The organism is Flavobacterium sp. LC2016-01, from assembly GCF_009711135.1.
GTDB lineage: Bacteria > Bacteroidota > Bacteroidia > Flavobacteriales > Flavobacteriaceae > Flavobacterium.
In genome coordinates this window covers 1-25,031 of sequence record NZ_WMIC01000003.1, presented here as the reverse complement: position 1 = coordinate 25,031, position 25,031 = coordinate 1, and the positions used below count along the sequence as shown (strand labels likewise).

General features: G+C 34.4%; 20 protein-coding genes. 11 read left to right on the top strand and 9 right to left on the bottom strand.

Annotation, left to right across the window (positions count from 1 at the left end; all coding sequences use genetic code 11):
- Positions 1-22 precede the first annotated feature (22 nt).
- From GKZ88_RS07135 to GKZ88_RS07120, 4 genes are all read left to right on the top strand, one after another.
- Positions 23-5,518: a glycosyl hydrolase family 18 protein gene (locus GKZ88_RS07135; RefSeq protein ID WP_155101698.1), complete on the top strand. Its 5,496-nt coding sequence runs from the start codon at positions 23-25 to the stop codon at positions 5,516-5,518.
- A gap of 262 nt (positions 5,519-5,780) precedes the next feature.
- The gene (locus GKZ88_RS07130; protein ID WP_155101697.1) at positions 5,781-6,452 is read left to right on the top strand and encodes a DUF3592 domain-containing protein; all 672 of its coding nucleotides are present in this window, start codon (positions 5,781-5,783) and stop codon (positions 6,450-6,452) included.
- Positions 6,453-6,496: 44 nt separating this feature from the next.
- A complete protein-coding gene (locus GKZ88_RS07125) occupies positions 6,497-7,270 on the top strand; it encodes a TlpA disulfide reductase family protein (RefSeq protein ID WP_155101696.1) in 774 nt (257 codons plus the stop codon).
- 7 nt (positions 7,271-7,277) lie between these two features.
- The gene (locus GKZ88_RS07120; protein ID WP_155101695.1) at positions 7,278-7,799 is read left to right on the top strand and encodes a hypothetical protein; all 522 of its coding nucleotides are present in this window, start codon (positions 7,278-7,280) and stop codon (positions 7,797-7,799) included.
- Positions 7,800-7,972: 173 nt separating this feature from the next.
- Here the strand turns inward: GKZ88_RS07120 and GKZ88_RS07115 are convergent, their stop codons facing one another.
- Complete coding sequence (locus GKZ88_RS07115; protein ID WP_155101694.1) at positions 7,973-8,404, bottom strand: hypothetical protein; 432 nt, start codon at positions 8,402-8,404, stop codon at positions 7,973-7,975.
- A 170-nt stretch (positions 8,405-8,574) separates the two neighbouring features.
- On the opposite strand from GKZ88_RS07115, the gene GKZ88_RS07110 reads away from it, so the two are divergent.
- A complete protein-coding gene (locus GKZ88_RS07110) occupies positions 8,575-10,194 on the top strand; it encodes an ATP-binding cassette domain-containing protein (RefSeq protein ID WP_155101693.1) in 1,620 nt (539 codons plus the stop codon).
- A 71-nt stretch (positions 10,195-10,265) separates the two neighbouring features.
- Here the strand turns inward: GKZ88_RS07110 and GKZ88_RS22300 are convergent, their stop codons facing one another.
- The 5 genes from GKZ88_RS22300 to GKZ88_RS07090 form a co-directional block, all read right to left on the bottom strand.
- Entirely contained in the window at positions 10,266-10,439 is a 174-nt protein-coding gene (locus GKZ88_RS22300; protein ID WP_196216453.1) for a hypothetical protein, read from the bottom strand.
- 86 nt (positions 10,440-10,525) lie between these two features.
- Positions 10,526-11,074 carry a hypothetical protein gene (locus tag GKZ88_RS07105; RefSeq protein ID WP_155101692.1) on the bottom strand — a complete coding sequence of 183 codons (549 nt, stop codon included), beginning with the start codon at positions 11,072-11,074 and terminating at the stop codon, positions 10,526-10,528.
- A 50-nt stretch (positions 11,075-11,124) separates the two neighbouring features.
- Positions 11,125-11,619 carry a hypothetical protein gene (locus GKZ88_RS07100; RefSeq protein WP_155101691.1) on the bottom strand — a complete coding sequence of 165 codons (495 nt, stop codon included), beginning with the start codon at positions 11,617-11,619 and terminating at the stop codon, positions 11,125-11,127.
- A gap of 49 nt (positions 11,620-11,668) precedes the next feature.
- Entirely contained in the window at positions 11,669-12,325 is a 657-nt protein-coding gene (locus tag GKZ88_RS07095; protein WP_155101690.1) for a class I SAM-dependent methyltransferase, read from the bottom strand.
- Positions 12,326-12,348: 23 nt separating this feature from the next.
- Entirely contained in the window at positions 12,349-12,879 is a 531-nt protein-coding gene (locus tag GKZ88_RS07090) for a hypothetical protein (protein WP_155101689.1), read from the bottom strand.
- A gap of 166 nt (positions 12,880-13,045) precedes the next feature.
- On the opposite strand from GKZ88_RS07090, the gene pyrR reads away from it, so the two are divergent.
- The 6 genes from pyrR to GKZ88_RS07060 all read left to right on the top strand — a co-directional run bounded on the left by pyrR (position 13,046) and on the right by GKZ88_RS07060 (position 17,749).
- Positions 13,046-13,585: a bifunctional pyr operon transcriptional regulator/uracil phosphoribosyltransferase PyrR gene (pyrR, locus tag GKZ88_RS07085; protein ID WP_155101688.1), complete on the top strand. Its 540-nt coding sequence runs from the start codon at positions 13,046-13,048 to the stop codon at positions 13,583-13,585.
- 125 nt (positions 13,586-13,710) lie between these two features.
- Positions 13,711-14,637 (top strand): aspartate carbamoyltransferase catalytic subunit, encoded by a 927-nt coding sequence (locus GKZ88_RS07080; RefSeq protein WP_155101687.1) that lies wholly within the window; start codon positions 13,711-13,713, stop codon positions 14,635-14,637.
- A 253-nt stretch (positions 14,638-14,890) separates the two neighbouring features.
- Positions 14,891-15,223 carry a ribonuclease Z gene (locus tag GKZ88_RS07075; RefSeq protein ID WP_155101686.1) on the top strand — a complete coding sequence of 111 codons (333 nt, stop codon included), beginning with the start codon at positions 14,891-14,893 and terminating at the stop codon, positions 15,221-15,223.
- Between the two features lie 98 nt (positions 15,224-15,321).
- Entirely contained in the window at positions 15,322-16,227 is a 906-nt protein-coding gene (locus GKZ88_RS07070; RefSeq protein WP_155101685.1) for a ribonuclease Z, read from the top strand.
- 197 nt (positions 16,228-16,424) lie between these two features.
- The gene (gene pdxH / locus GKZ88_RS07065; RefSeq protein WP_155101684.1) at positions 16,425-17,069 is read left to right on the top strand and encodes a pyridoxamine 5'-phosphate oxidase; all 645 of its coding nucleotides are present in this window, start codon (positions 16,425-16,427) and stop codon (positions 17,067-17,069) included.
- Between the two features lie 176 nt (positions 17,070-17,245).
- Positions 17,246-17,749, top strand: coding sequence for a CAP domain-containing protein (locus tag GKZ88_RS07060; RefSeq protein WP_155101683.1), 504 nt, complete (start codon positions 17,246-17,248; stop codon positions 17,747-17,749).
- Between the two features lie 130 nt (positions 17,750-17,879).
- On the opposite strand, the gene GKZ88_RS07055 is transcribed toward GKZ88_RS07060, so the two are convergent.
- The 3 genes from GKZ88_RS07055 to GKZ88_RS07045 all read right to left on the bottom strand — a co-directional run.
- Positions 17,880-19,820, bottom strand: a complete 1,941-nt coding sequence (locus tag GKZ88_RS07055) for an OmpA family protein (RefSeq protein ID WP_155101682.1) — start codon at positions 19,818-19,820, stop codon at positions 17,880-17,882.
- Positions 19,821-19,831: 11 nt separating this feature from the next.
- Positions 19,832-20,749 carry a type IX secretion system membrane protein PorP/SprF gene (locus GKZ88_RS07050; protein ID WP_155101681.1) on the bottom strand — a complete coding sequence of 306 codons (918 nt, stop codon included), beginning with the start codon at positions 20,747-20,749 and terminating at the stop codon, positions 19,832-19,834.
- Between the two features lie 151 nt (positions 20,750-20,900).
- Positions 20,901-25,031: gliding motility-associated C-terminal domain-containing protein (locus tag GKZ88_RS07045; RefSeq protein ID WP_155101680.1), on the bottom strand; the 4,131-nt coding region annotated here is incomplete at its 5' end.

The window sequence follows — 25,031 nt, the reverse complement described above, 5'->3', positions numbered from 1 at the left end:
CTATTAACCAATATTAATAACTATGAAACATTATTACAGATTGCTTTTTTTGTTTTTGTTGTTTCCCTTACTTGCGTTAGCCCAACCAGCTCACGGTAAAAAAGTAGTAGGGTATTATGCGCAATGGTCTATTTATGCCCGGGATTTTAATGTCCCGCAGATAGACGGAAGCAAATTGACGCATTTAAATTATTCTTTTTATGGAACAACGTATGATCCGGCACATCCGGAGAATACAAAGTTGTTATGTTTAGACTCTTATGCTGATTTTGAACATATGGAAGGAGGAATTCCTTGGGACGCTCCTGTAAAAGGGAATTTTTATGATTTAATGAAGCTTAAGCAAAAGTATCCCCATCTAAAAATCTTAATTTCAGTTGGAGGATGGACTAAAGGCCAGGATCTTTCTCCAATTGCTGCAAGTCCAGTGGCAAGAGCTGCTTTGGCTGCAGATATGGCCAACTTTATTACTACTTATCCATTTATTGACGGATTTGATATTGACTGGGAATACCCTCTTTCTGGAGGAACAGATGGTACCGAAGTAATTAATGGAGCTCCAATTCCTGCACAAAAGTACAGTCCGGACGACAACAAAAATTTAGTTTATTTATTAAAAGCAATGCGTCAGGCAATGCCAAATAAATTAATTTCAATTGCTGCCGGAAATAATGTTCGAAATGTTGCCAAACAATATCTGGGACCACTTAACCGAGCACAGTACGGAATGTCAGAAGATATTTCTACTTACTGTGATTATATCACTTATTTTGGATATGATTTTGGTGGAAACTGGTACGATAAAACCTGCTACAATGCTCCTTTATATGCAAGTGGAAACACAAATGATCCATTATACGGCGCAACTCAATCAGAATCGCTTGACGAATTAACGAACCAATATTTGAATGTAGTTGGTTTTCCTGCGAATAAATTAATCATGGGATTGCCTTTTTACGGCAAAAAATTCGATCATGTTGCTAATAACGGAACGAACCCAAATTTACCTGGATTATTCGTTTCGGCTCCAAGAGATATCGTTTCAGGATGTACAAATCCTCAAAATCCAACGGGAACTTGGGATGGACCTGCAGCTTGCGAAAAATCAGGAAGTATTGAAATTTGTGATTTAGTCGGAAATCCAGTTACAAATTCACATGCGTGTTTAGATCCAAATACAATGTTGGTGACATCAGCTGCAGCTTCGGCCGGATGGGTACGTTATTTTGATAATACAACAAAAGTTCCTTATTTATATAATGCTACTTTAAAACAGTTTATTTCTTATGAAGATAAACAATCAATGGATTTAAAAGTACAATATATTAAATCGAAAAATCTTGCAGGAGGTATGGTTTGGGAATTATCTCAAGATACTAGAGGCGCTGTCCCAAATGCATTGTTAAAACAAGTTGATACTTCATTTGGAAGCATCGTTGCAGGAACAGTAAGTATTGCAGGTTCTGTAAAAAATGGTTCTGCTTTAGTACCCGATGTTACAGTTGAATTACGTGATGCAAGCAATGTGGTATTGCAAACGGTAGTTTCTACTGCAGGTAATTTTATATTTAATAATTTGGCTTCAGGACAAAATTATACGCTTACCGCTTTAAAAGCAACTTATACTTTTACACCCGTAACGCTAACAAATGTTACTGTAAATCAAACGGGTGTTGTTATTAATGGAACACAGCCTACCTATACAGTTAGCGGAACAGTTTTAGACGGATCGACTCCAGTATCTGGAGTTACGGTTACAGCTACTTCTGGTGCCACAGTGTTGACTGCCGTTTCGAATGCAAGCGGCGTTTACAATATTGCAGGATTAACTGCTGGTCTTAATTTTACAGTTACAGCTGCAAAAACCGGATTTTCCTATACGCCAGCTTCAACAGTTTACAATGCTATTGATGCAAATAAAACGTTGAATTTTACACAAAGCGCCCCAATTGTTTATTATACCGTAAGTGGTACTATTTTAAACAATACAACTCCGGTTTCAGGTGTAACAGTTACAGCAACTTCGTCAGGTGGAAATTTTACAGCAGTTACAAATGCCAGCGGTGTGTATTCACTTAGTTTGCCTTCTGCAGGAAATTATACCGTTACAGCTGCTTTAGCTGGACAAACGTATACGCCAGCTTCAACGGTTTATACTAATTTAACAGCCAACAAAACATTGAATTTTTCTCAAGATGTTATTGTTGTTGGTGCAAGTAAAATTAGCGGAACAGTTAAAAATGGAACAATTCCGGTGTCAGGTGCAAAAGTAGAATTGATTTTGCCTTGGACAGATAACACACATCCTTATTTAAGCAAACTTGCGGTTACAGATGCACAAGGAAAATACAGTTTTGATAATGCGATATTGACTGGGTACACTACTATTTCAAGTTTAAAATTAAATACTTGGGAAAACGGAGAAGTAGTTTATTTACCAAACAATTTGACAAACTTTGCTGTTCCTGCAAATCCAACAGTTTACGATTTTAATACAGGTGCTGTGACGACAACTTATACGGTTAGCGGAACGGTTCTTAACGGAGCAACTCCAGTTTCAGGCGCAACAATTTCAGCAGTTACAGGAACTACAACTTTAACCGCAACTTCTGATGCTTCTGGAAATTACAGCATTGCTAATTTGGTTTCTGGATCAAATTATACAGTAACAATTGCTAAAACAGGATTAACTTTTACGCCGGCTTCAACGGTTTATAATGCTATTAATTCAAATAAAACATTGAATTTTACGCAAGTGGTAACTCCTGTTTATTATACAGTAAGCGGAAGCATTCTTAACGGAGCAACTCCAGTTTCAGGTGCAACAATTTCAGCAGTTACAGGAACTACAACTTTAACAGCAACATCTGATGCTTCAGGAAATTATAGTGTTGCCAATTTGGTAGCGGGTTCAGATTATACCGTAACGATTGCTAAAACAGGATTGACTTTCACGCCTGCTTCAACGGTTTATGCAGCTATTAATGCAAATAAAACATTGAATTTCACGCAAGTGGTAACTCCGGTTTATTATACAGTAAGCGGAACTGTGAAAAACGGAACAACAGCTGTTTCAGGTGCTACAGTTTCTGCTATTTCTGGAACTACAACTTTAACAGCAACTTCTGATGCTTCAGGAAATTATAGCGTTGCCAATTTAGTTGCAGGTTCAGATTACACAGTAACCGCTGCAAAAACAGGTTTAAGTTTTAGTCCGGCTTCAACAATTTATACCGCTATTAATGCCAATAAAACGCTGAATTTTACTCAAAATGTAACAAGTGGCAACTTAATCAGCGGAACAGTTAAAAATGGTTCAACTCCTGTTTCTGGTGCCAAAGTAGAATTAATTTTGCCTTGGACAGATAGTACTCATGGTTATGTAAGTATTATTGCAATTACAGATGGTTCAGGAAATTTCAGCTATAACAATTCGGTTTTAGCAGGATATTCAATCATCACAAGTTTAAAATTGAATTCATGGGAAAATGGTGAAGTAGCTTATTTTCCAAATAATTTGACAAACTTCGCAGTGCCAACAACGCCTCAGGTTTATAACTTCAATACAAACACAGTTACACCACCACAGGTTACTATTACGGCTCCTTCAGCTGCAACGGTAGCGATCGCTCCGGGAACAGCTATTCAGCTTAAAGCAACTGCAAGTGTTGATGCCAGCTTAACTATTTCGTCAGTAGTATTCAATATCAACGGACAAAATATTGCAGCAGCACTTTCAGGAACAGAATATGTAGCAAACTGGACACCAGCTGCAGCAGATTTCAACAAAAATTATACGTTGAAAGCAACAGTAACGGCTTCAAGCGGTACAACTGCCGAAAACACAAAAACGTTCGCTTTACAATGCTCAGGAACAACTTGTCCTAATGCATTGCCGGCAATTACTTGGAATTCACCATCGAATACTACTGTATACCAAAATTCTTTCCAGGTTGTGCCAATTTCGGTTACAGCTCTTGACAGTGACGGATCGGTTTCAGGTGTTAGTATTACAATAAATGGAGGCACATTTAATATGACAGCGGGTACAAACAATACCTATACATATAATTTTACACCAACTGCTTATCAGGATTATCCAGTTGTAATCAAAGCAACCGATAATCAATCGGGTATAACGACATTAAACAATACCATTAAAATTGCTACAGTGATCGGTAATAGATTCATTCCGCTTCCTTCTAAAATTATTTTAGGATATGCACATTCTTGGGAAAATACTTCTGCACCATTTTTATATTTTTCTCAAATGGTGGGAAGTAAGTTTAACGTAGTTGATTATTCTTTCGTAGAAACAGTTAATCGTGATGGTTATACACCAATATTAACTACAAATGACACTAGATATTTGACCAATGGTGTTTTCAATAAGCAATTGTTGAAAAATGATATAAAATCCTTAAGAGACAGCGGCGTTCCTGTTATTGTTTCTATTGGAGGTCAAAATGGGCATGTTGTTTTGGACAATGTAACGCAAAAAAATATTTTTGTTAATGCTCTAAAAGCAATCATCGATGAGTATCAATTTGATGGAGTTGATTTGGATTTTGAAGGCGGATCGATGAATTTTAATGCAGGAGGTTTAAGAGATATTTCTTATGCGGGTATTTCTGCTTATCCAAGATTAAAAAATATAGTAGATGCCTGTAAAGAACTAAAAGCTTACTATGGCCCTGGATTTTTATTAACTGCCGCTCCGGAAACACAATACGTTCAAGGAGGATATTCTACCTATACGGATACTTTTGGTTCCTTCCTGCCAATCATTCAAAACTTGCGTAATGAATTGGATTTGTTAGCGGTACAATTGTATAATACAGGAGGAGAAAACGGATTAGATGGTCAATATTATGGTACAGCTAAGAAAGCAAACATGGTAACAGCCCTAACAGATATGGTGATAAAAGGCTATAACATTGGTACAACAGGAATGCATTTCGATGGTTTACCGGCCTCAAAAGTTCTTATTGCATTACCAGCTTGCCCAAGTGCAGCAGGCAGCGGTTATTTAACGCCGGCAGAAGGAATTAGTGCTATGAATTATTTAAGAACGGGAACCACTTTTTCGGGAAGAACGTACACTATGCAGCCAGGCGGACCATATCCTTCTTTAAGAGGTTTAATGACTTGGTCTGTAAACTGGGACGCATCTTCTTGTGGAAATTCATCTGAATTATCTAATGCTTATGCTGCTTATTTTGCTTCGCAATCAGCCGCAAAAACATTGGCACTTGGTGATATTTCGGTAAAAAATAATGTTACGACAGCGTACTTTAAAAATGATGCCTTATCAGTTTCCAATGAAACAGAAGATATTGCTCAGGTTGATGTTTTCAACTTGATTGGACAAAATGTAGCAAGCCGAAAAAATGTTCAAAATAATAAAGAAGTGTTGCTGCAAAGCCAGAGTTTCTCGACAAAACAATTGTTTTTGGTAATAGTGACAGACAAAGCAGGAAATAAAAAATCATTCAAAGTAATGAATTTTTTAAACTAGAATAAAGAATTGAAAATTTCGAAATAAAAAATTGGGACGGTTAAAATTGAGTTTGGTTATTTATTTTTTAATCTAATTTTTATTTCAAATAAATGCTGTGAATTGAGGAGATTTGTTATTTGGTTTTCTCCTTGACGAGCGCATTATGAACCTGGCAAATCTCTATTGCCAGGTTTTTTATTTTAGGTAAAAAAAAACAGAATTTTAGGAGTTGCATTTCTTTTAATAGTATTTTGCATTAAAATTAATTATTAGAGTAAAAATGAAAAGTAGCATTTCTATTATGAAGTATATTTTCTGTATAATTGGTTTGGTGCTATTGGCACTAGCCTTTTCTAACTACCAAGAAAAAATGGCTTTTATAGAAAAAGCAACTGTTGGACAAGGTAAAATTGAAGTAATAGTGTCAGATGATACGTCTATAGTGTCGTTCACGACAAAAAAAGGTAAGAAGATCCAATTTACTTCTTATAATAGTATTAATCCGCTAAGTAGTGACGAAGACAAGAATGTTGAAGTTTTGTATGACCCAGTAAATCCCAATAAAGCTAAAGTTAATAATTTTGGTTCTTTGTATCTTGCATCATCAGTTTTAGCACTCGCAGGAACTGTTTTCTTTTTGACAGGTTTCTCATTTTTTAGGTCAGACTATTTCAAACAAAAAAAGATTTATTCTTTGCAGCAAAACGGTAAGCGTATTGCAACAAAGTTTAAAGGATTACAGCTTAATATGCATGTAACAGTAAATGGTTCTCATCCTTATTTTATATGCAGTAAGTGGTTGGATTTAACGACTAATAAAACTTATTTGTTTGAAAGTGACGATATTTGGCTAGATCCTACAGAATTTTCGATAACAGATGAAATTATAGTTTTGATTGATCCAAAAGATCCCAATAGATATCATATGGATATTTCATTTTTAAAGAAATAAAACTTTTAAGTACTTTTGAAGTCAAATACAATGTTTCAGAATCAATGCATAAATTTATCAGCTTAATTGCACTTCTTTTTATTTTTAACATAAGTACAGCCCAAATCAAAGCAGGAAACCCAGAAGTTGATCCAATCCAGGTTCAGAAGACTTTCGAAACTTGGTCAGCTTATCAAAGCAAAAATATTATGCTTTCAAGAGATTTTAAAGCGCTGGATGTTACTTCAAAAGAAATTTCCAAAGAATTTTTTTTAGATCAATTAGCGAACGGAAATTTTATCCCAATCCGATTAAAATCAGAAGGAAATGAATATGCTTATAAACTTTTCAAAATTCTGCCAAAAACAGATACAAGTATAAAAGCAACAATAAACCAAATAGGTTTTGACGCTTTTAAAAACTTCAAAATGGAAGGGACTGCTTTTCCTCAATTTTCATTTAAAGATTTAAACGGAAATTTGGTTACAAACGAAACCATGAAAGGGAAAATAATTGTGATAAAATGCTGGTACATTCACTGTACGCCATGTATCAGAGAATTTCCGCAAGTCAATAAACTGGTAGAAGAATATAAAAACCGAAAAGATATTCTTTTTATAAGTCTTGCCGAAGATTCGCCTGAACAATTAAAAATATTCTTAGCCAGAAAACCTCTTTCGTATTCAGTAATTCCAGATATGAAAGTGTATATGAATGAGAGTTTACAACTGAATTCTTTTCCAACACATTTTATTCTGAATAAAGAAGGTTTGATTGCTAAAGTCTTGCCGAATTTTGAAAGCTTAGAAGTGGCTTTGGCGAAGGAAAGTAAATTGTAATTATTGTATGAAAGACTTTCTTGATACTTTAGATTATATTAAAACACCCATGACAATTTGTTTTATAATTTTAGTATGTTTTGCTTTTTATTTCATAAAAAATTCTAAATCAATCGATTTTCAGCTTAAAATTATATTTATTGTAATTTTAATCCTAGTTGTCATGACCCTTTATTTTAAAGCTAATGGACAAAAAAATGTTTCCTTTCTAAAAAAAGATTTTTCATTAACATCAGGTCATATAGAAGAATATTTTGTAGCATTTAGCTCAAAAAATACTAACAAAGTAACATATATCTATCGTATAGGTAATAAGTTTATTGAGAACTCTTATAGTCAAAATTCATATGTAGCAATACCAGATTATAAACCTGATTTGAGTATTCTGTATTTAGTTATTTACGAAAAGAAAAATCCTCAGAACAGTTTTATACTTTTAAATTATCCAATCAATACGTCAGAGGATTTTAGAAATTATAAAAAGATGTTTGAGAATAAAATTCCTGCTAACGCTATTTATGAAGATTAAAATTTGATCTGGAAATAGAAAGTGGATTGCAATCGAATTAATCTCGCAAAGTCGCGAAGTCGCAAAGTTTTTTAATCAATAATTAAAGATCAAGTTTGTCATTTCGAGGAACGAGACCCGAGCGATAGCGAATAGGCGAAGCAAATCTCCGCAAGTAGCTCCGCAGTCAGAATTTATCTCTGTTTTGATGAACGTATAAAAATGATTCTTTTAAACTCTTGACTTTTATCTAAATAACAATATAAAGTAATTTCATTATTGTCATCACAGCAAATTGAGATTTTATCTTTTGTGCCATTTTGATTTAATAAAAGAATGTTGACAACAAGTCCATTTTCATCTAGTAGCCAATTTCCATTTTGATCTAAAAACGGAAGTTTTTTTGAAAACTCATATGTTCCATTTTTATCTAGAGTTAATGTTAAATCTCTTATTGATTGTATATCTTTTGCTTCTGAAGTATAGGGATTAATTGTATAAAATCCAGCAGTTCTATCACCATAACCGTTAGGATCATTGATTAGATAATATACTAAGTAACTTATAAAGATTATTAAAATTGATAATATCAATAAAAAGGCCTTTTTGGTTTTTGCTTTTCTCATTATTTAAGTTAGTAGCATTTATAATGCAATATAACCAAAAGAAGTATTATTAAAATTAATTTTATTGGTCGAAAATTTTCATAAGCAAATAAAAAACTTAGTCCCTTTGTCCCTTTGCAACTCTGAACCTTTTTCACTACTTTTGCACCAAATTAATTAAAAAGACATTCATGTTAACAGTCAATAATTTATCAGTTCAATTTGGCAAACGAATTTTGTTTGACGAAGTAAATACTACATTCACTCACGGAAATATTTACGGCGTTATTGGAGCCAATGGTGCTGGAAAATCTACATTTCTTAAAATTATTTCGGGCGATATGGACCCAACTTCTGGGCACATTCATTTAGAGCCAGGAAAACGTATGTCGGTTTTGAACCAAAATCACAACATGTTCGATGAGCATACTGTTTTGGAAACCGTTTTAATGGGAAATAAAGTTTTGTACGCTGTTAAAAAAGAAATGGATGAACTTTATTTAGACTACAATGATAAAAACGCAGACAGAATAGGGGAGCTTCAGGTTCAATTTGAAGAAATGAACGGCTGGAACGCTGATTCTGATGCGGCATCAATGTTATCTAACTTAGGAATCAACGAAGAGCATCATTATACCTTAATGGGCGATATGGAAGGAAAAATGAAAGTTCGTGTGCTTTTGGCGCAGGCGCTTTTCGGAAATCCTGATGTATTGATCATGGATGAGCCTACCAACGATTTGGATTTCGAGACAATCGCTTGGTTAGAAAACTTCTTGGCAAACTATGAAAATACTGTAATTGTAGTATCGCACGACCGTCACTTTTTAGATGCGGTTTGTACACATATTTCTGATATTGATTTCGGAAAAATCAATCACTATTCAGGAAACTATACATTCTGGTACGAGTCTAGTCAATTAGCGGCGAAACAGCGTGCACAGCAAAACAAAAAAGCAGAAGAGAAGAAACAAGAATTGGAAGAATTTATTCGTCGTTTTAGTGCAAACGTTGCGAAATCGAAACAAGCAACTTCTCGTAAAAAAATGATTTCGAAGTTGAATATTTCTGAAATTAAACCTTCAAGCCGTCGTTATCCTGCCATTATTTTTGATCAGGATCGTGAAGCTGGAGATCAGATTTTGAATGTAGAAAACTTATCTGCTTCTGTAGATGGAGAAGTTTTATTTAAAGATATTAACTTGAATATGGCGAAAGGCGACAAAATCGTTCTTTTCTCTAAAGATTCACGTGCTACAACTGCTTTCTATGAAATCTTAAACAACGAACAAAAAGCAGATTCTGGAACTTTTGATTGGGGAATCACAACAAACCAAGCGTATCTTCCTGCTGAAAACCATAAATATTTTGAAAACGATTTGAGTTTAGTGGATTGGCTTCGTCAATACGCTAAAACAGAAGAAGAGCGTGATGAGGTATTTATTAGAGGTTTCCTTGGGAAAATGATTTTCTCAGGAGAAGAAGCTTTGAAAACTTCAAGAGTTTTATCTGGAGGAGAAAAAGTACGTTGTATGTTGTCTAGAATGATGATGGAGCGCGCTAATATCTTAATGCTTGATGAGCCAACAAATCACTTAGATTTGGAATCGATTACCGCTTTCAACAACTCATTGAAAAACTTTAAAGGTTCTGTAATTTTCACAACGCATGACCACGAATTTGCACAAACTGTTGGTAACAGAATCGTAGAATTAACACCAAACGGCGTAATCGACCGTTACATGACATTTGACGAATATCTTGATGATGAAAAGATTCAGGAACAAAGAAAAAAGATGTACAATCTTTAATCTATAAATAACAATATTAAAAATCCCAAATTCCTAATTAAACCTTGGAGTTTGGGATTTTTTAATTATTGCTATTTACTGCCGAACATTTTTGCAAAAATCCAGATAATAATCGCAACCACAAAAATTACGATAAAGATCCCGAATCCCATTCCGGCTTTAAAAATGTCTCCAATAACTTCGCAACTTGTAAATGAAAACAGTATAACCAATACCATTAACATTCTAGTAATTTTATTTTGCATGATTCTGAGTTTTTAAATTGTTTATTAAAATTACTTCAGGAATCAGGAGAATGTGTTATAGAATTTTTTGGAAATGTTTTAGGATTTTAGGATTGAATGATTTGATCTTTTGTAATAATGAATTTATAAAGTCTACTAGTATTGTCTTTCCATATATCTTCTATTTTTTCAGTCAGGATTTCAACTATATCATTTTTTGAATCTTTAAAAAGATTATAAATTTCCATTTGTTCGTTCGCACTATTATTTATTGCTTGCAAAGCAGCAATTATATTTTCATCATTAAAACCAGATTGTTTTAAATGCTTTTCTAGATTTTCCTTATTAGTAATAATGTTTATATAATTTTTAGAACTTGCTCTAACGCTTTTAGTAGAATTCGCATCAAGAACAAAAACTTCTGTTTTTAAACTTTGAAAGTTTTCAATATCATTTTCCCATTTGAGTTCAGATTTATTAATTAAATCGGTTTGCTTTATAGTTATGCTACCATTACTATCTGTTTTAAAATATGATGTTGTATAATAATCATCTTCACTTTCAAAAATTCTAAAACCAAAAACTACATTTTCAATAGAATTGTCATATCCTAATTTATCAGTAATTTGAATTATTATTTCTTCTGGGATTTTCATATACTAGTAATCTTTATATCTTATTTTTTTAAAGTGTTTATAGTATTAATTTAATTTTCAATAATACAATTCCTGCAGCAATTATGATTTCGTCCATACTCATTTTTTATATCTATTAATTGTAATTCCATACAATCATCTAAAGTTAGAAAATGAATTGATTTAGTATTTTTTCCAAGTTTATATTCGTTTAATAAATCTTTCCATATCGTAGGATAAAATATACCTAAAGAAAAGAAGATTAAACAAGGAAAAGTAAAGTTGCCATTTCCAATTAAATAAGCTTGCATTCTGATTTCATCTTTCATTGTCATTTCATATTCTAAGATGATATGTTTTAGATCATGATTTTCAAATTTAGGAATTAATCTATATTGTTTACTGTCGAGCATTTCTGCAACTTCACGCCCAACAGTTCCATGTTCTAAGGATCTTAAATGATTTAGTTTAGGGGCTAAATAATCTTTTCCATGAATGAGTTCTAAAAGCCAAATAATTCCTCCGGTGATTTTTAGATTTTTTAATTGTTGAATTATGTTGATCATTTAAAGTTATTATAGATAGCGGATACAGAAAGAATTTTTGTGATATCGTTTATATAATTGGTTTTTGAATTGATTGCTCAATTTTTTTTGCAATTATTATAGTATGAATTTCCACATCTTCAGCTTTTGGGTAATTTACATTGAATAGTTTAATAACTTCAAAATTATTTATTACAAGTTGATTACTTATATCTTCTAAAGTATGATAATAAAAATACGTGCGATCGCCAGTGCTTCCCGAAATAAAACCAGATTCAGAAGGTTTTCCCTCAAGAAAGCTTAAATATAAAATCCCATCGTTTAAAAGTATTTTTCCCGAGTCATTTATTAATTTAGAACAATCTTCTTCGGATAAATAAGGCAAACAGAATCCACACATAATGGCATCAAATTTTTGATTTAAGGAACTAAGTTCTCTTGTGTCCATTACTTCAAAATTGGCAGAAGGGTTATTTGTTTTTGCCAATTCAATCATTTTTGGAGCAATATCAATACCTGTAATTTTTAAATTGGGATTTTTGGATAATAAATATTTTGTAATGTTTCCTGGTCCACAGCCAATTTCAAATATGTTTATTTGCTCCTGTTTTAGAATGTTACAAAAGAAGTCGTAAGTCTCATCGTACAAGCTTAAATTCATAAACTTATCTTGATAGAGATTGGCAATTTTATTCCACGTTTCAAAAGTTTCTTGATATTTATCCATAGATTCTATTACTGTTTTTTTGTTTACACTTGTCCTCTTCTTGGAGGTTCAGGTTTCCAAGGAGGGACAATAACTTGTTTCTGAAATTCTATATATGTTTTTTTAGAATGCAGTTTTACTTTGACGAGGTATTCTTGTGGGCCTAAATCGATAGTGTCAATTTTCATTTCAAAGTTTCCGTTTAAAGCTTTTTCTTTTGAAGATAATATTATACAATTCTTGCCCTTGTTGTCTTTTTTTATAGTAAATCCTGCACTTGTTTCTATATCAAATGTTGAAATATCTATAGAGTTGCTCCAATTGCTTATTAGAATTTGATTTGCACCTTCAAAATCATTTAAAACATTATCTGTCATAAAGTTTTTGCCATCAATAATAACTTTAGTTGGCGTCCAATTGCCTTCTAAATTAATTTGCTTAGAGTTCCATACAATAAAGTAAATGCCAAAACCAAAAAAAATACTTATAATAATAAATTTGATAATCTTCGGTTTTCGCTTAGTGTTTGGCTGATCTATAGAAACAGATTTACCAGTAGATTTCTTTCGAGGCATTATTACTAAATAAGATTTAAAAATTTCGTTAGCTAAAATATGGTATTTAGTTAAATATGATTTTTAAAAGCGAGATTTGTTTTCTAAAAAAATATTTCCCATCCCAACACCCCAACAAATAAATTCTGATTTCGTATATTTGCCCAACCAAACATTACAATCACTTATGAGTCAAAAAGTATTACTTAATTCTAAAGAAGTTACTATCATACTCCATCGTTTGGCTTGTCAGTTAATCGAAAAACATCTTGATTTCTCTGATACTATTTTAGTGGGAATTCAGCCAAGAGGTGTCTTTTTAGCTGAACGTTTAAAACAAATATTAGAAAACGAATATAAGGTTCCTGAAATTTCTTTAGGATACTTGGACATCACTTTTTTTAGAGATGATTTCCGTCGTACTGATAAACCGCTTGAAGCCAATAAAACCCAAATCAATTTTATAGTCGAAGACAAAAAAGTCATTTTTATCGATGACGTATTGTTTACCGGAAGAAGCATTCGTTCTGCCTTAACTGCCATTCAGTCTTTTGGAAGACCTTCAGAAATTGAATTATTGGTTTTGATTGACAGACGTTTCAGCCGTAATTTGCCAATTCAGCCCGATTACAGAGGCCGTCAGGTAGATGCTATTAATGGCGAAAAAGTAAAAGTGAGCTGGATAGAAAATGATGGTGAAGATGTTGTTCACTTAGTGACAAATTAGAATAGGTTAATCGTTTAATCGGTTAATTGTTTAATCGATAACTCGTGAACCGTTAATCCGTTTAACTGTTTAATCGAAAGGAAAACGATTAAACGATTCAACAAATAAACAATTAAACAGTAAAGATGAAAGAATTAAGCGTAAATCATTTATTAGGAATTAAATATATCAACGAGAATGATATTAACCTGATTTTTGAAACGGCAGATCATTTTAAAGAAGTCATTAACCGACCAATTAAAAAAGTTCCTTCATTACGAGATATTACTATTGCCAATATTTTCTTCGAAAACAGTACCAGAACCAAACTCTCTTTTGAATTAGCGCAGAAACGTTTATCTGCTGATGTGATCAGTTTTTCTGCAGCGCAGTCATCGGTTAAAAAAGGAGAGACCCTGATTGATACTGTAAATAATATCCTTTCGATGAAAGTGGATATGGTTGTAATGCGCCACTCCAATCCCGGAGCGACTTATTTTTTATCTAAAAATGTCAAAGCCAGTATCGTAAACGCCGGAGACGGAGCGCACGAACATCCAACGCAGGCTTTGTTAGACAGTTATTCTATCAGAGAAAAATTGGGCGATGTTGCCGGAAAAAAAGTAGTTATTGTAGGCGATATTCTGCATTCGCGAGTTGCCTTATCCAACATATATGCTTTGCAGATGCAAGGCGCAGAAGTAAAAGTTTGCGGACCAAAAACCTTGATTCCGAGATACATCGAATCACTTGGGGTTACGGTCGAGCCGAATTTAAGAAAAGCATTAGAATGGTGCGACGTTGCCAATATGCTTCGTGTACAAAACGAACGTATGGATGTGAATTTCTTCCCATCTACACGCGAGTACGCACAACAATACGGAGTTGATAAACCGCTTTTGGATTCTCTTGGAAAAGAAATTGTAATCATGCACCCTGGGCCAATCAATAGAGGAGTAGAGATTACTTCTGAAGTGGCTGATTCTGATCATTCTGTGATTTTGAATCAGGTAGAAAATGGAGTTGCAATTAGAATGGCAGTTATTTATTTGCTGGCTTCTAAGATTCAATAGCATTAGTATTCAGTCTCGGTCTCAGTTTTCAGTATTTAAAACTTTGACATTTGTCAGGCTGAGCGAAGTCGAAGTCCACGTTTGCAAATCATGTTTCATTTTTTTAAAGTACTTCTCCCGAAGTCTCGGGACGCTCAGGGTGACACTTGTTTAAAAACTGAAAACTGAGACCGCGACTGAAAACTCTACAAAAAAACTTCGTATCTTAGCTGTCAGAAAAATCAATTTTTATATAAGCCCCACAAATTATAAAATGAAAGTAGATCAAAAAGGACATACCGTTACAATTAAGGATACACAAGGAGATGTAAATTCTTTCTTGGAAAAAGTAACGCAACAGTTTAAAACCTTTGAAAAACACAATGTTATAATCGATTTGTCATCGGATGCAAATTTGTCTGAAAATGATTTGAAACTATTTTTACCATTGGCAAAGTCTCAGAAGAAAATAAAAAAATCGTTTGTTATTGTGGCTTCAGATCTTGATTTTAATGCTATTTCAGATAAATTAGTTGTTGTTCCTTCTCTTTTGGAAGCACACGATATTATCGAAATGGAAGAAATTGAGAGAGATCTCGGATTTTAAGATTGGTTTAATCGTTTAAATGTTTATTTGTTTAACTGATTTTACTTTTCATAATTAGGTGATTAAACGATTTACCAAATAAACGAATAAACATAAAATTGAAGCTTACTATACTTGGCTGTTATGCCGCAACTCCCAGAACAATTACCAATCCGACTTCGCAGGTTTTAGAGATTAAAAACCGATTATTTTTAATTGACTGCGGTGAGGGAACTCAGGTCCAGCTTCGGAAAAATAAGATTAAGTTCTCAAAAATTAATCACATTTTTATTTCGCATCTTCATGGCGATCATCTTTATGGATTGATTGGAACCATTTCGACTTTTTCTCTTTTAGGAAGAACTACCGATTTACATATTTACGGACCAAAAGGAATCAAGGAACTTATTCTGCTTCAATTAAAATTGACAGAATCCTGGACAACATATAATTTGTTTTTCCATGAACTGGAGTCGAAAGAAAGTGAAGTGATTTTTGAAGACAAACGCGTTATTGTAAAAACGATTCCGTTAAAACATCGTGTGTACACCAATGGTTATCTTTTTGAAGAAAAACCAGATGAGAGAAAACTAAATGTTGAAGCAGTTCAAAAATATGATATTCACGTTGCTTATTATCAGAAAATAAAAAACGGAAGTGATATTACACTTGACAACGGAACGGTAATAGAAAATGAGAAACTTACTTTTGATCCTGCTCCGACAATGAAATATGCTTTTTGCTCGGATACAGTTTATCATGAAGCTGTTATTCCGATAATAAAAGATGCAGATGTTTTGTATCATGAATCTACTTTTTTAGAATCTGAAGCTTCATTGGCGCAAAAAACATTGCATTCGACTGCAAAAGAAGCTGCACGAATTGCTTTAAAAGCAAATGTAAAACAATTGGTTTTAGGTCATTATTCGACACGATATGACGGAATTGAGCGTTTTAAAGAAGAAGCTCAAGAAGTTTTCCAAAATGTGCTTTTAGCAGATGATGGAGTTTCATTTGAGTTTTAATTTTAAAGATACTAAGGTTCTGAGATACTAAGATGCTAAGTTTTGGAACGTGAACATACGAATGTCACCTTGAGCGAAGTCGAAGGGCTTTTGTATTGAGACGTCTTTTGTAAATGAGGGGCTTCGACTTCGCTCAGCCTGACAAACTGGAGACAAAAAATCTAAAATCTAAAATCAACAATCTAAAATAATAAATCATGAACGATTTAAGCAATTATAGAAAGTCTTACGAGAAAAGCGAATTATTGGAAACCAATATTCCTGAAGATCCAATTAATCTATTTAATAGATGGTTTTATGAAGTGGAAGATTTTGGCGGAAGCGGAGAAGTGAATGCTATGACGGTTTCTACAATCGGTTTGGATGGTTTTCCGAAATCGAGAGTGGTTTTGCTGAAGAAATTTTCTGAAGAAGGATTTATTTTTTATACCAATTATGATTCAGAAAAAGGAAAAGCGATTGAAGCAAACCCAAATGTTTGTTTGTCCTTTTTTTGGCAGGAAATGGAACGTCAGGTAATTATAAAGGGAATTGCACAAAAAACTTCTGAAAATATTTCTGACAACTATTTTGATTCAAGACCAGACGGAAGCAAGCTGGGCGCTATCGTTTCGCATCAAAGTGAAGTGATTCCGTCGAGAAGTTTTTTAGAAGAAAATCTAAAGAAATTAGAAGCTCAATTTGAAGGAAAAGCAATTCCGAGACCTGAAAATTGGGGAGGCTATTTAGTAACTCCCTTACAAGTAGAATTTTGGCAGGGAAGACCCAATCGACTGCATGACAGAATTCGATATACAAGTCAATCTGATTTTTCATGGAAGATTGAGCGATTATCTTCTTAGATGTAAGAAAAATATATCATAAAATAAAAATATGATGCATTTCATCGATTAATTTTGTAGTTTAACGACAATTTGAATATGTTTGGCGTAAGAAAAATGAAACAATTTATTCAAATTATAAAAAGTTAAAGGATTTGCCCCAACATTTACTTTAAGCATTAAACTACTGTATGACTATGAAGAAGATAATGCGCATCATGACGTTCATTGCAATACTTTTTGCAATGAACGCATGTTCTGCCGACACTGCAGAGGGAACTGAAAACAGTACTTCAACTGAGATTCTGATTACGAACTATTCGTACAACGATTCAGAATTAGAAACCATGAAATTGATTAACGATTACCGTGTTAGTATTGGTCTAAATGCTTTAGAACCAATTAATCATATTTCGGCCAAATGTGAAGAACATAACAAATATATGATCGAAAAAAATGTTGTTGATCATAATGATTTTGTAGCGCGTTCTGAAAATCTTGAAAAAGTTCTCGGTGCAAAAAAAGTAGGCGAGAATGTTGCTTACAATTATAAAACTTCTGAAGCTGCTTTAAAAGCGTGGTTGGAAAGTCCAGGACATAAAGAAAACATCGAAGGAAATTATACTCATTTTGGAATTGCAATTACAATTGATGCCAAAACGGGTAAAAAATATTACACTAACATTTTTGTTAGAATATAGGATTAATTAAAAACTGGTTGGTTTTTACGATCGTTGCAGTTTTTTAAACTGCGGCGATTTTTTTTTATGTAAAAAAAGCTGTCAGTTTCAGACAGCTTTTTTTCCAAAATATGATAACCTAAACTAATAACTAAAGTGCTGTAATAATAAATTCGCTTCGTCTGTTCATTTGGTGTTCTTCTTCAGTACAAGGAACTCCATCTGAACATCTATTAACAAGCTGTGTTTCACCGTATCCTTTTCCGGTTAAACGATCGGCTTTGATGCCGTTTTTGATCAACCATTGAATAGTAGATTTTGCTCTTCTGTCAGATAAGGCTTCATTATATTGATGCGTTGCACGGCTGTCTGTATGTGAACGAATGTCGAGTTTCATTGCTGGATAGTCGTTTAATACGGCAAGTATTTTTTCTAAATCCAGTGCGGCTTCAGGTCTGATGTTTGATTTATCCAAATCGAAATAAATCATTTTGATGCCAAAGCATTTTCCTAAATCGTCTCCAACAGTAACACGGCACATACGTTTGTTTAAAGCAATCGGCAAGTCGGTTTTTCCGCTTACTTTGTCGATTGTTATGCTGACTTCTTTAGTGTCATAATCTTGTTTTTCAGCACGAACATTGTAGGTTTTTTTACACTCAACAGGAAGTTTATATAATCCTGTGTCATCAGCCGTTGTGGTAGCTTTAATAACTTGATTTTCGTATAAAGTAACTTTTGCTCCAGGCAAGATTTCTTTTGTTTCAATGTCAGTAACAATACCGCTTAGTTCCTGAATACATTTCAGTCTTCTTGTTTCTAAAAATTTATAGATGTCATCTGATCCTTCACCGCCGTCTTTATTGGAACTAAAATACCCAAGTCTGCTGACCGGATCTATAAAGTAGGCAAAATCATCTTTTGGAGAATTGACATCGGCACCTACATTCTGAATATTGCTTACCGTGCCGTCATTGTCAATATCTCCCGCAAAAACATCTAGTCCGCCCAGTCCGGGATGACCATCTGAGGCGAAATAAATCTCGTTGTCATCGGTAATATACGGGAATGTTTCTTTTCCTTCTGTATTAATGGTTTTTCCTAAATTCTCTGGAATTCCGTAGCTTCCGTCATCATTTATACTTACTTTATAAATGTCAGACTGACCTATAGTTCCGGGCATATCAGATGCAAAATACAATGTTTTTCCGTCAGGACTAAGTGCCGGATGCGCTGTGCTGTAATTATCACTTGTAAAAGAGAGCGGTGCAATATTGGTCCATTGTTCTTTACTGTCAAGTGTGGCTTTATATAATTTAACTAAAGTAACTTTATTGGCATCTTTTCCTTTTTTTCCATCTACAAAATTGTTTCTTGTAAAGTATGCTGTTTTTCCATCTTTAGAAAAAACAGGAGTTGCTTCGTTGAACTTGCTGTTTAAAGCATTTTTAAATTTATTGACTTTACCTGCACTGTAAGTTGCAGAATCGACATCAGCATCATAAATATTGGTAAAATATTCGCCTGTCCATTTGTGCTTTCTCTGAGAAAAATTTCCAGTATCTCTGGCCGAAGCAAAATATAATTTGTTGTTATAAACGAAAGATCCATAATCAGAATATTTGCTGTTGATTCCGGCATTTTCGATTTTATATCGGCCTGAATTTGCTTTGATCTGGTCGAGATAATTTACATCTTCTTTATACAGTTTTGCTCTGTTGTCGTTTTTGTTTTTAGCATCAAATTCATCTAAAATTTTATTTGCTTTGGCAGTTTCTCCTATTGATTTTAAAGATTGGGCATATCTGTAATAATATTCAGGCTCTATATTTGAATTCATTGCAAATAACTCGCCATACCACTTAGCAGCACCGTCAAAATCTGAATTAAAGTAATAAGAATTACCAAGTTTCTTGAACATTTCTTCAGATTTATATCCTTTATCTGCTACTCTTTCATACGTCTTTATTGCATCAACATAAGCGTAATTATTGTATTTTTTATCACCAGAATTTAGTTTTGACTGCTGTGAATAACTGTCCAATGAAAAAACGCTTACAAATGTTAGGCAAAGGAAAATATAATTTTTCATAGTACTAATTTTTAGAAGAAACGAGGAGTTGTTATTTTACCATTTTTAGTAAAGAATTCATAACGCAGGAATATCTCATGTGATCCTGAATTATAATTATTCAGGTTTGTAGTTTCACGATCGTAACCATAACCTAAATAAAGACCATCTGTAATTTGGAACCCAACCATAGCACTTAATGAAGCACTCCAACGATAAGCAGCACCAATCATGAATCTGTCATAGAACAGAAAATTTGCAGAAAGGTCAACTTGAAGCGGCGCACCTTCAACCATTTTGGTAAGTAGAGCTGGCTTGAACTTGATGTATTGATATTTGTCAAGATCGAATACATAACCGGCCATTAAATAATAGTTGATTTTGTCTTTGAAAATGGCAATATCATTATCATCGTAACGATTTGTTTCAATAAAATTTGGAACAGAAAGACCAACATAAGCTTTGTCTGAGTGCCAATAAACTCCGGCTCCTACGTTAGGAGTAAATTTATTATCCAGATCCTGAAATTGTGGATCTCCTGAAATATCAGGATTCAGTTTGCTCACATCCAAATTGAATATATTGGCTGTTCCTTTAATACCAAATGAAAGTTTCCAATTAGCCGATGTTTGAATTGTGTATGAAACGTCAACCGAAATGTTATTTTCATTTGTTGGGCCAATTTTATCATTAACAACCGAACCTCCAATTCCGAGATTGCTGTTATTTATTGGCGTGTTTATTGAGAAACTGCTTGTTTCAGGAGCACCATCCAAACCAACCCATTGTGTACGGTACAGACCAAAAATGCTTAAGGCTCCACGAGAACCTGCATAGGCAGGATTTATGTTTATAGTATTGTACATGTATTGCGTATATTGAGAATCTTGCTGCGCGTGACCTGCAATAGTTACAAACAGAATGACGAAGTAAAATAATTTTGTTCTCATAGTAGATATTTATTATTTCAATTTTACTATTGATTATTAATGAAATCCCCTAAAAAAATCCACGATATAATTCTTTTCAATCCCCGGATTTTTAATGTTCTCTGCTGTATAAGGCTGATACAGTATTTATATCAGCCTTTGCAGCCTGGATTTATTTTGAAAGATATAGGTATCCGTCTTTTTTGTTATATTGAATTACATTATTTCCGTCTAGAGATTTGTAAGTCACGATGTAGAAGTAGGTTCCTGTTGGCAGACCGTCTGATTGTTTTACAGTCGTTCTTCCTCTCGAAGTTCCATCAAACGCATTCGTTGTATTATTATAGTCCGTTGTTTCAAAGACTAATATTCCCCAACGATTATAGATCTCTACTGTATTGCCTGGATAACAAGTTAAGTCGCCAATTCCATCAATTACAAACACATCATTTATACCGTCTCCGTTTGGAGAGAAAGCATTGTGTACAAGTATGTTTTCACATGGTAATACTTTACAGTCGTCATTGATTTCCATGCTTAGTACTATGCTTCGAGGACAAAGCTGATCGGCTATTTTGTATTCAAATACATAAGTGCCAAGTGCCAGACCAAATGCATTTAAAACACTTCCTTGCAATGCTCTAGTGTTATTTGTATCCACCCAAGTTCCGTTTCTTGGAGTTTCTGCTGGAAGCAGTGAAAGCAAGTCAACTAATGTTGAATCATCATTACAAGCACTACTTGACAGATTTGTAACTCCATTTGGAATAACAGTGATGGTTATAGTTCCGGTATCACAATTATTTGGATTTAATTTTTCACAAATTTGATACGTGTAAGTATAAGTACCAGCAGCTGTTGCACTTCCTACGGTTAAATTGCCCGAAGTATCTACTGTTATATTTGGATCAGATTTTACATCTGTGCCTTGCGGTACTAAGCTGAAGTTTACTAGCTGCAGTGTCACTGGCAGGCCGTTTAGTAAATCATTACTTAGTAAATTTCCAACCACTCCAAATCGGTTACAGCCTATGTTCGTGTAGCTGTCATCATTCGCCACAATTGGTGAAGAAGAAACGGTAACGGTTACAATTGCTGTATCACAGTTTCCAAAATCAGCGATTTCACAAATCTGATACGTTAGAGTATATGTTCCAGCCGGAGTATTTGGTGCGACAGTAATTGTTCCGTCAGGGTTTAGTGTTAATACACCTTTTGGATCTGGCGTTACTGTTGTCAAAGTAACATCGCTTGGGTTTACCGGTGAACCATTTAAAGTATCATTAGTATAAACGTTGATTACATTTGTTCCTCCAGTTGTACCGTTTATAGGTCCTGCTGTATCATCATTAGCAACAATTGCAAATGTTGGTCTTGCGATACAGTAAGGATCGGCTGGCGGATAGTTTACAACAATCGTTTCGCTTGGGTTAACAGAGATTGTAACAGTAGCTGTTGGACGAAGATTTTCAAATCCGTCTGGAGCCTGGATCCATTTATTATCTTGGAAAACCCATCCTGGCCAGTCAATTCCGTTTCCAGCTTGATCTACTACAGCTCCAGGCCATAATACTCTGCCGCTAAGCGGTAAGTTGGTCATTGTTGTAACGACATTGTTATTGCTGTCAGCCCAGGTAATTGTTACGCCATTTACAGGTGTAAAGTTTACAGGTGTTGCTGAATAATCAAGGTACGGAACATCGTTCACACAAATTGATGTTGCAGTAACGGTCATTACTGGAGCTTCAATTGTAATAGTTACAGTTGCAGTATCACAATTTGAAGTTTGATCGGCTTCACAAATTTGATATACCATTGTTAATGTACCTGCAGGTGCATTTGGTAAAATATCTACAGAACCGTCAGGATTCAATTGCAAGAATTCATTTGGTGTTACAGTTGTTATAATAACATCTGATGCCGTTATCGGTTGACCTTCCAACGTATCATTTGTCAATACATTCAACACATTTGGTGTTGTGGTGTTAACTCCAGGGAACGGACCTCCATTATCATCATTAGCAACAATGTCTTGGTACTCTTTACAATTTACTCCAAAGTCAATATCTAAGTGAACTAGATCTTCTGGGGTTACATTTACAACGTAGCCATCAGCGCTAGTAGTGGTACAAACGGTGTGCATTTGTATTTTGCTAGTTTTCGATGTAACTTTTTTATTCGTAGTAGATGTTGATGAAGGCAATACTTTCACTAATCCTGTTGCTCCTAAAGCTGCAGCAACAGCATCTAGGTTTGCATCTTTAACAAGTTTTACTTTGTATTCGCCATATGGATTTGCACTTTCTGGTCTGTTTCTCCAGAAACCTTGAATTCCAACAATTACATCATCGTGATATCCATTTGGACCATCAATAATAACGTTCGCACTTTGAGCATTTCCAAATCCGGCGGCATTTAACTCACCAGCATTTTGAGGGCCAACATAGCTTCCGTCTCCATTAAAATCAATCCATTCCCATAAGCTATAGTCAATAGCGCCATCACTGTCTGGAATATTTTTAGTTACAACGCCATCATTGTTAGCATCATACCATTCATCTTGAATTCCGTTGCTGTTAACATCATACCAAACATAATCTCCTAAAACTGGAAGATCTGATTTTCCATATAAGAAATCATGAACTTGGAATTTACATTCTTCAAGTGTCGTAAAGAACAAACTTGAATCTACAGGATACAATTGATACGCGCTATTTAAATTAGCATCTTGAACTTGAACTAGATAACTTCCGGCTACCATTCCAGCAAATGTATATTCACCATTAGCATTAGTGATTCTTATTAAAATAGGACCAGGAGTTGTGCCTTGTGGTATTAATGTAACAGGTACATTCGCAATTGGAGTGTTAGTGTCTACATTAATAACTTGTCCAGATATTTTAACTTTATAATTAGGCTGTGTAATTGTTACCGTAGCCGTTGCAGTACAAACTTGCCCTTCACCATTTACAGGAGCCGTTGCAGTAAGTGTATAAGTTCCTGCCGGTAAATTAGTATTTCCAACCACTTCATTGTTTGCATTTGTAATCACAACCGTTGCGCCTGGACTGCTGGTCACCGCGATCGAACCATCAGTTCCATCAAGACAGCTTACGTTAGTAGGAACACCAGATACAGAAACTTTATTTTCAACAGTAAAGGTTTGAACTAATTCGGTTTTGTTGCCAGCACAGTCTGTTAAAGTGTAAGTTCTTGTCAAGATGTACGCATTTCCATCGCAGCCATTCGCTCCATTGTTAGAATCGCTTACAGTAACCGTTACATTTCCGCCGCAATTATCAGCTTCATCCGTAATATCACTTGGGCTTCCAGCTGGAATATCTGTAGCATTTTGTAAACCTGCTACGTCTGCCGGAGCTGTTCCTGTTGGTGGAGTTGTGTCACGAACAGTTATAATTTGAGTAAATGAAGCAGTGTTTCCTGAACAGTCACTTGTTGTCCATTTGCGAGTCAAAGTATATTCTGTACCGCATTCGTTTTTAATATCGGTTTTAGTTTCAGCCAATACAATTGGTAAATCTCCACTGCAATTATCTGAAGCCTGAACATTAGCCGGTTCTGGAACTGCGTCACATGAAACTGTAATGTCAGTTGGAAGCTCACCGCTAAATATTGGAGCAGTAGTATCTTGAATTGTAATTACTTGAGTGAATGTGTCAGAAGTATTTCCGCAATCATCTTTTACTGTCCAAGTATTAGTGTAAGTTCCAGCATTTGAACATCCTTCAGAAGCTTCAAACTGACCGCTTACTTTTACTATATTTTTAAGATCAGTATCGCATAAATCTGTCGCCACAGGGAATAAGGCTTGCGCCGATGCCAAAGCTTGTTCGTCACTGCACTCAATAGTTTTGTTTAAAGAAGCAGTTTGTGTAGTCCAAGTTGGAGCAGTAGTATCTTGAATTGTAATCACTTGAGTGAAAGGTTCAGAAGTATTACCGCAGGCATCTTTTACAGTCCAAGTATTAGTGTAAGTTCCAGCATTTGAACATCCTTCAGAAGCTATAAACTGACCGCTTACTTTTACAATATTTGAAACATCAGTATCACAAGCATCAGTTGCTGTTGGGAATAAGGCTTGCGCCGATGTCAAAGCTTCTTGATTGCTGCATTCGATAGTTTTGTTTAATGATGCAGTTAGAGTAGTCCAAGTTGGAGCAGTAGTATCTTGAATTGTAATCACCTGAGTGAAAGTTTCAGAAGTATTACCGCAGGCATCTTTTACAGTCCAAGTATTAGTGTAAGTTCCAGCATTTGAACATCCTTCAGAAGCTATAAACTG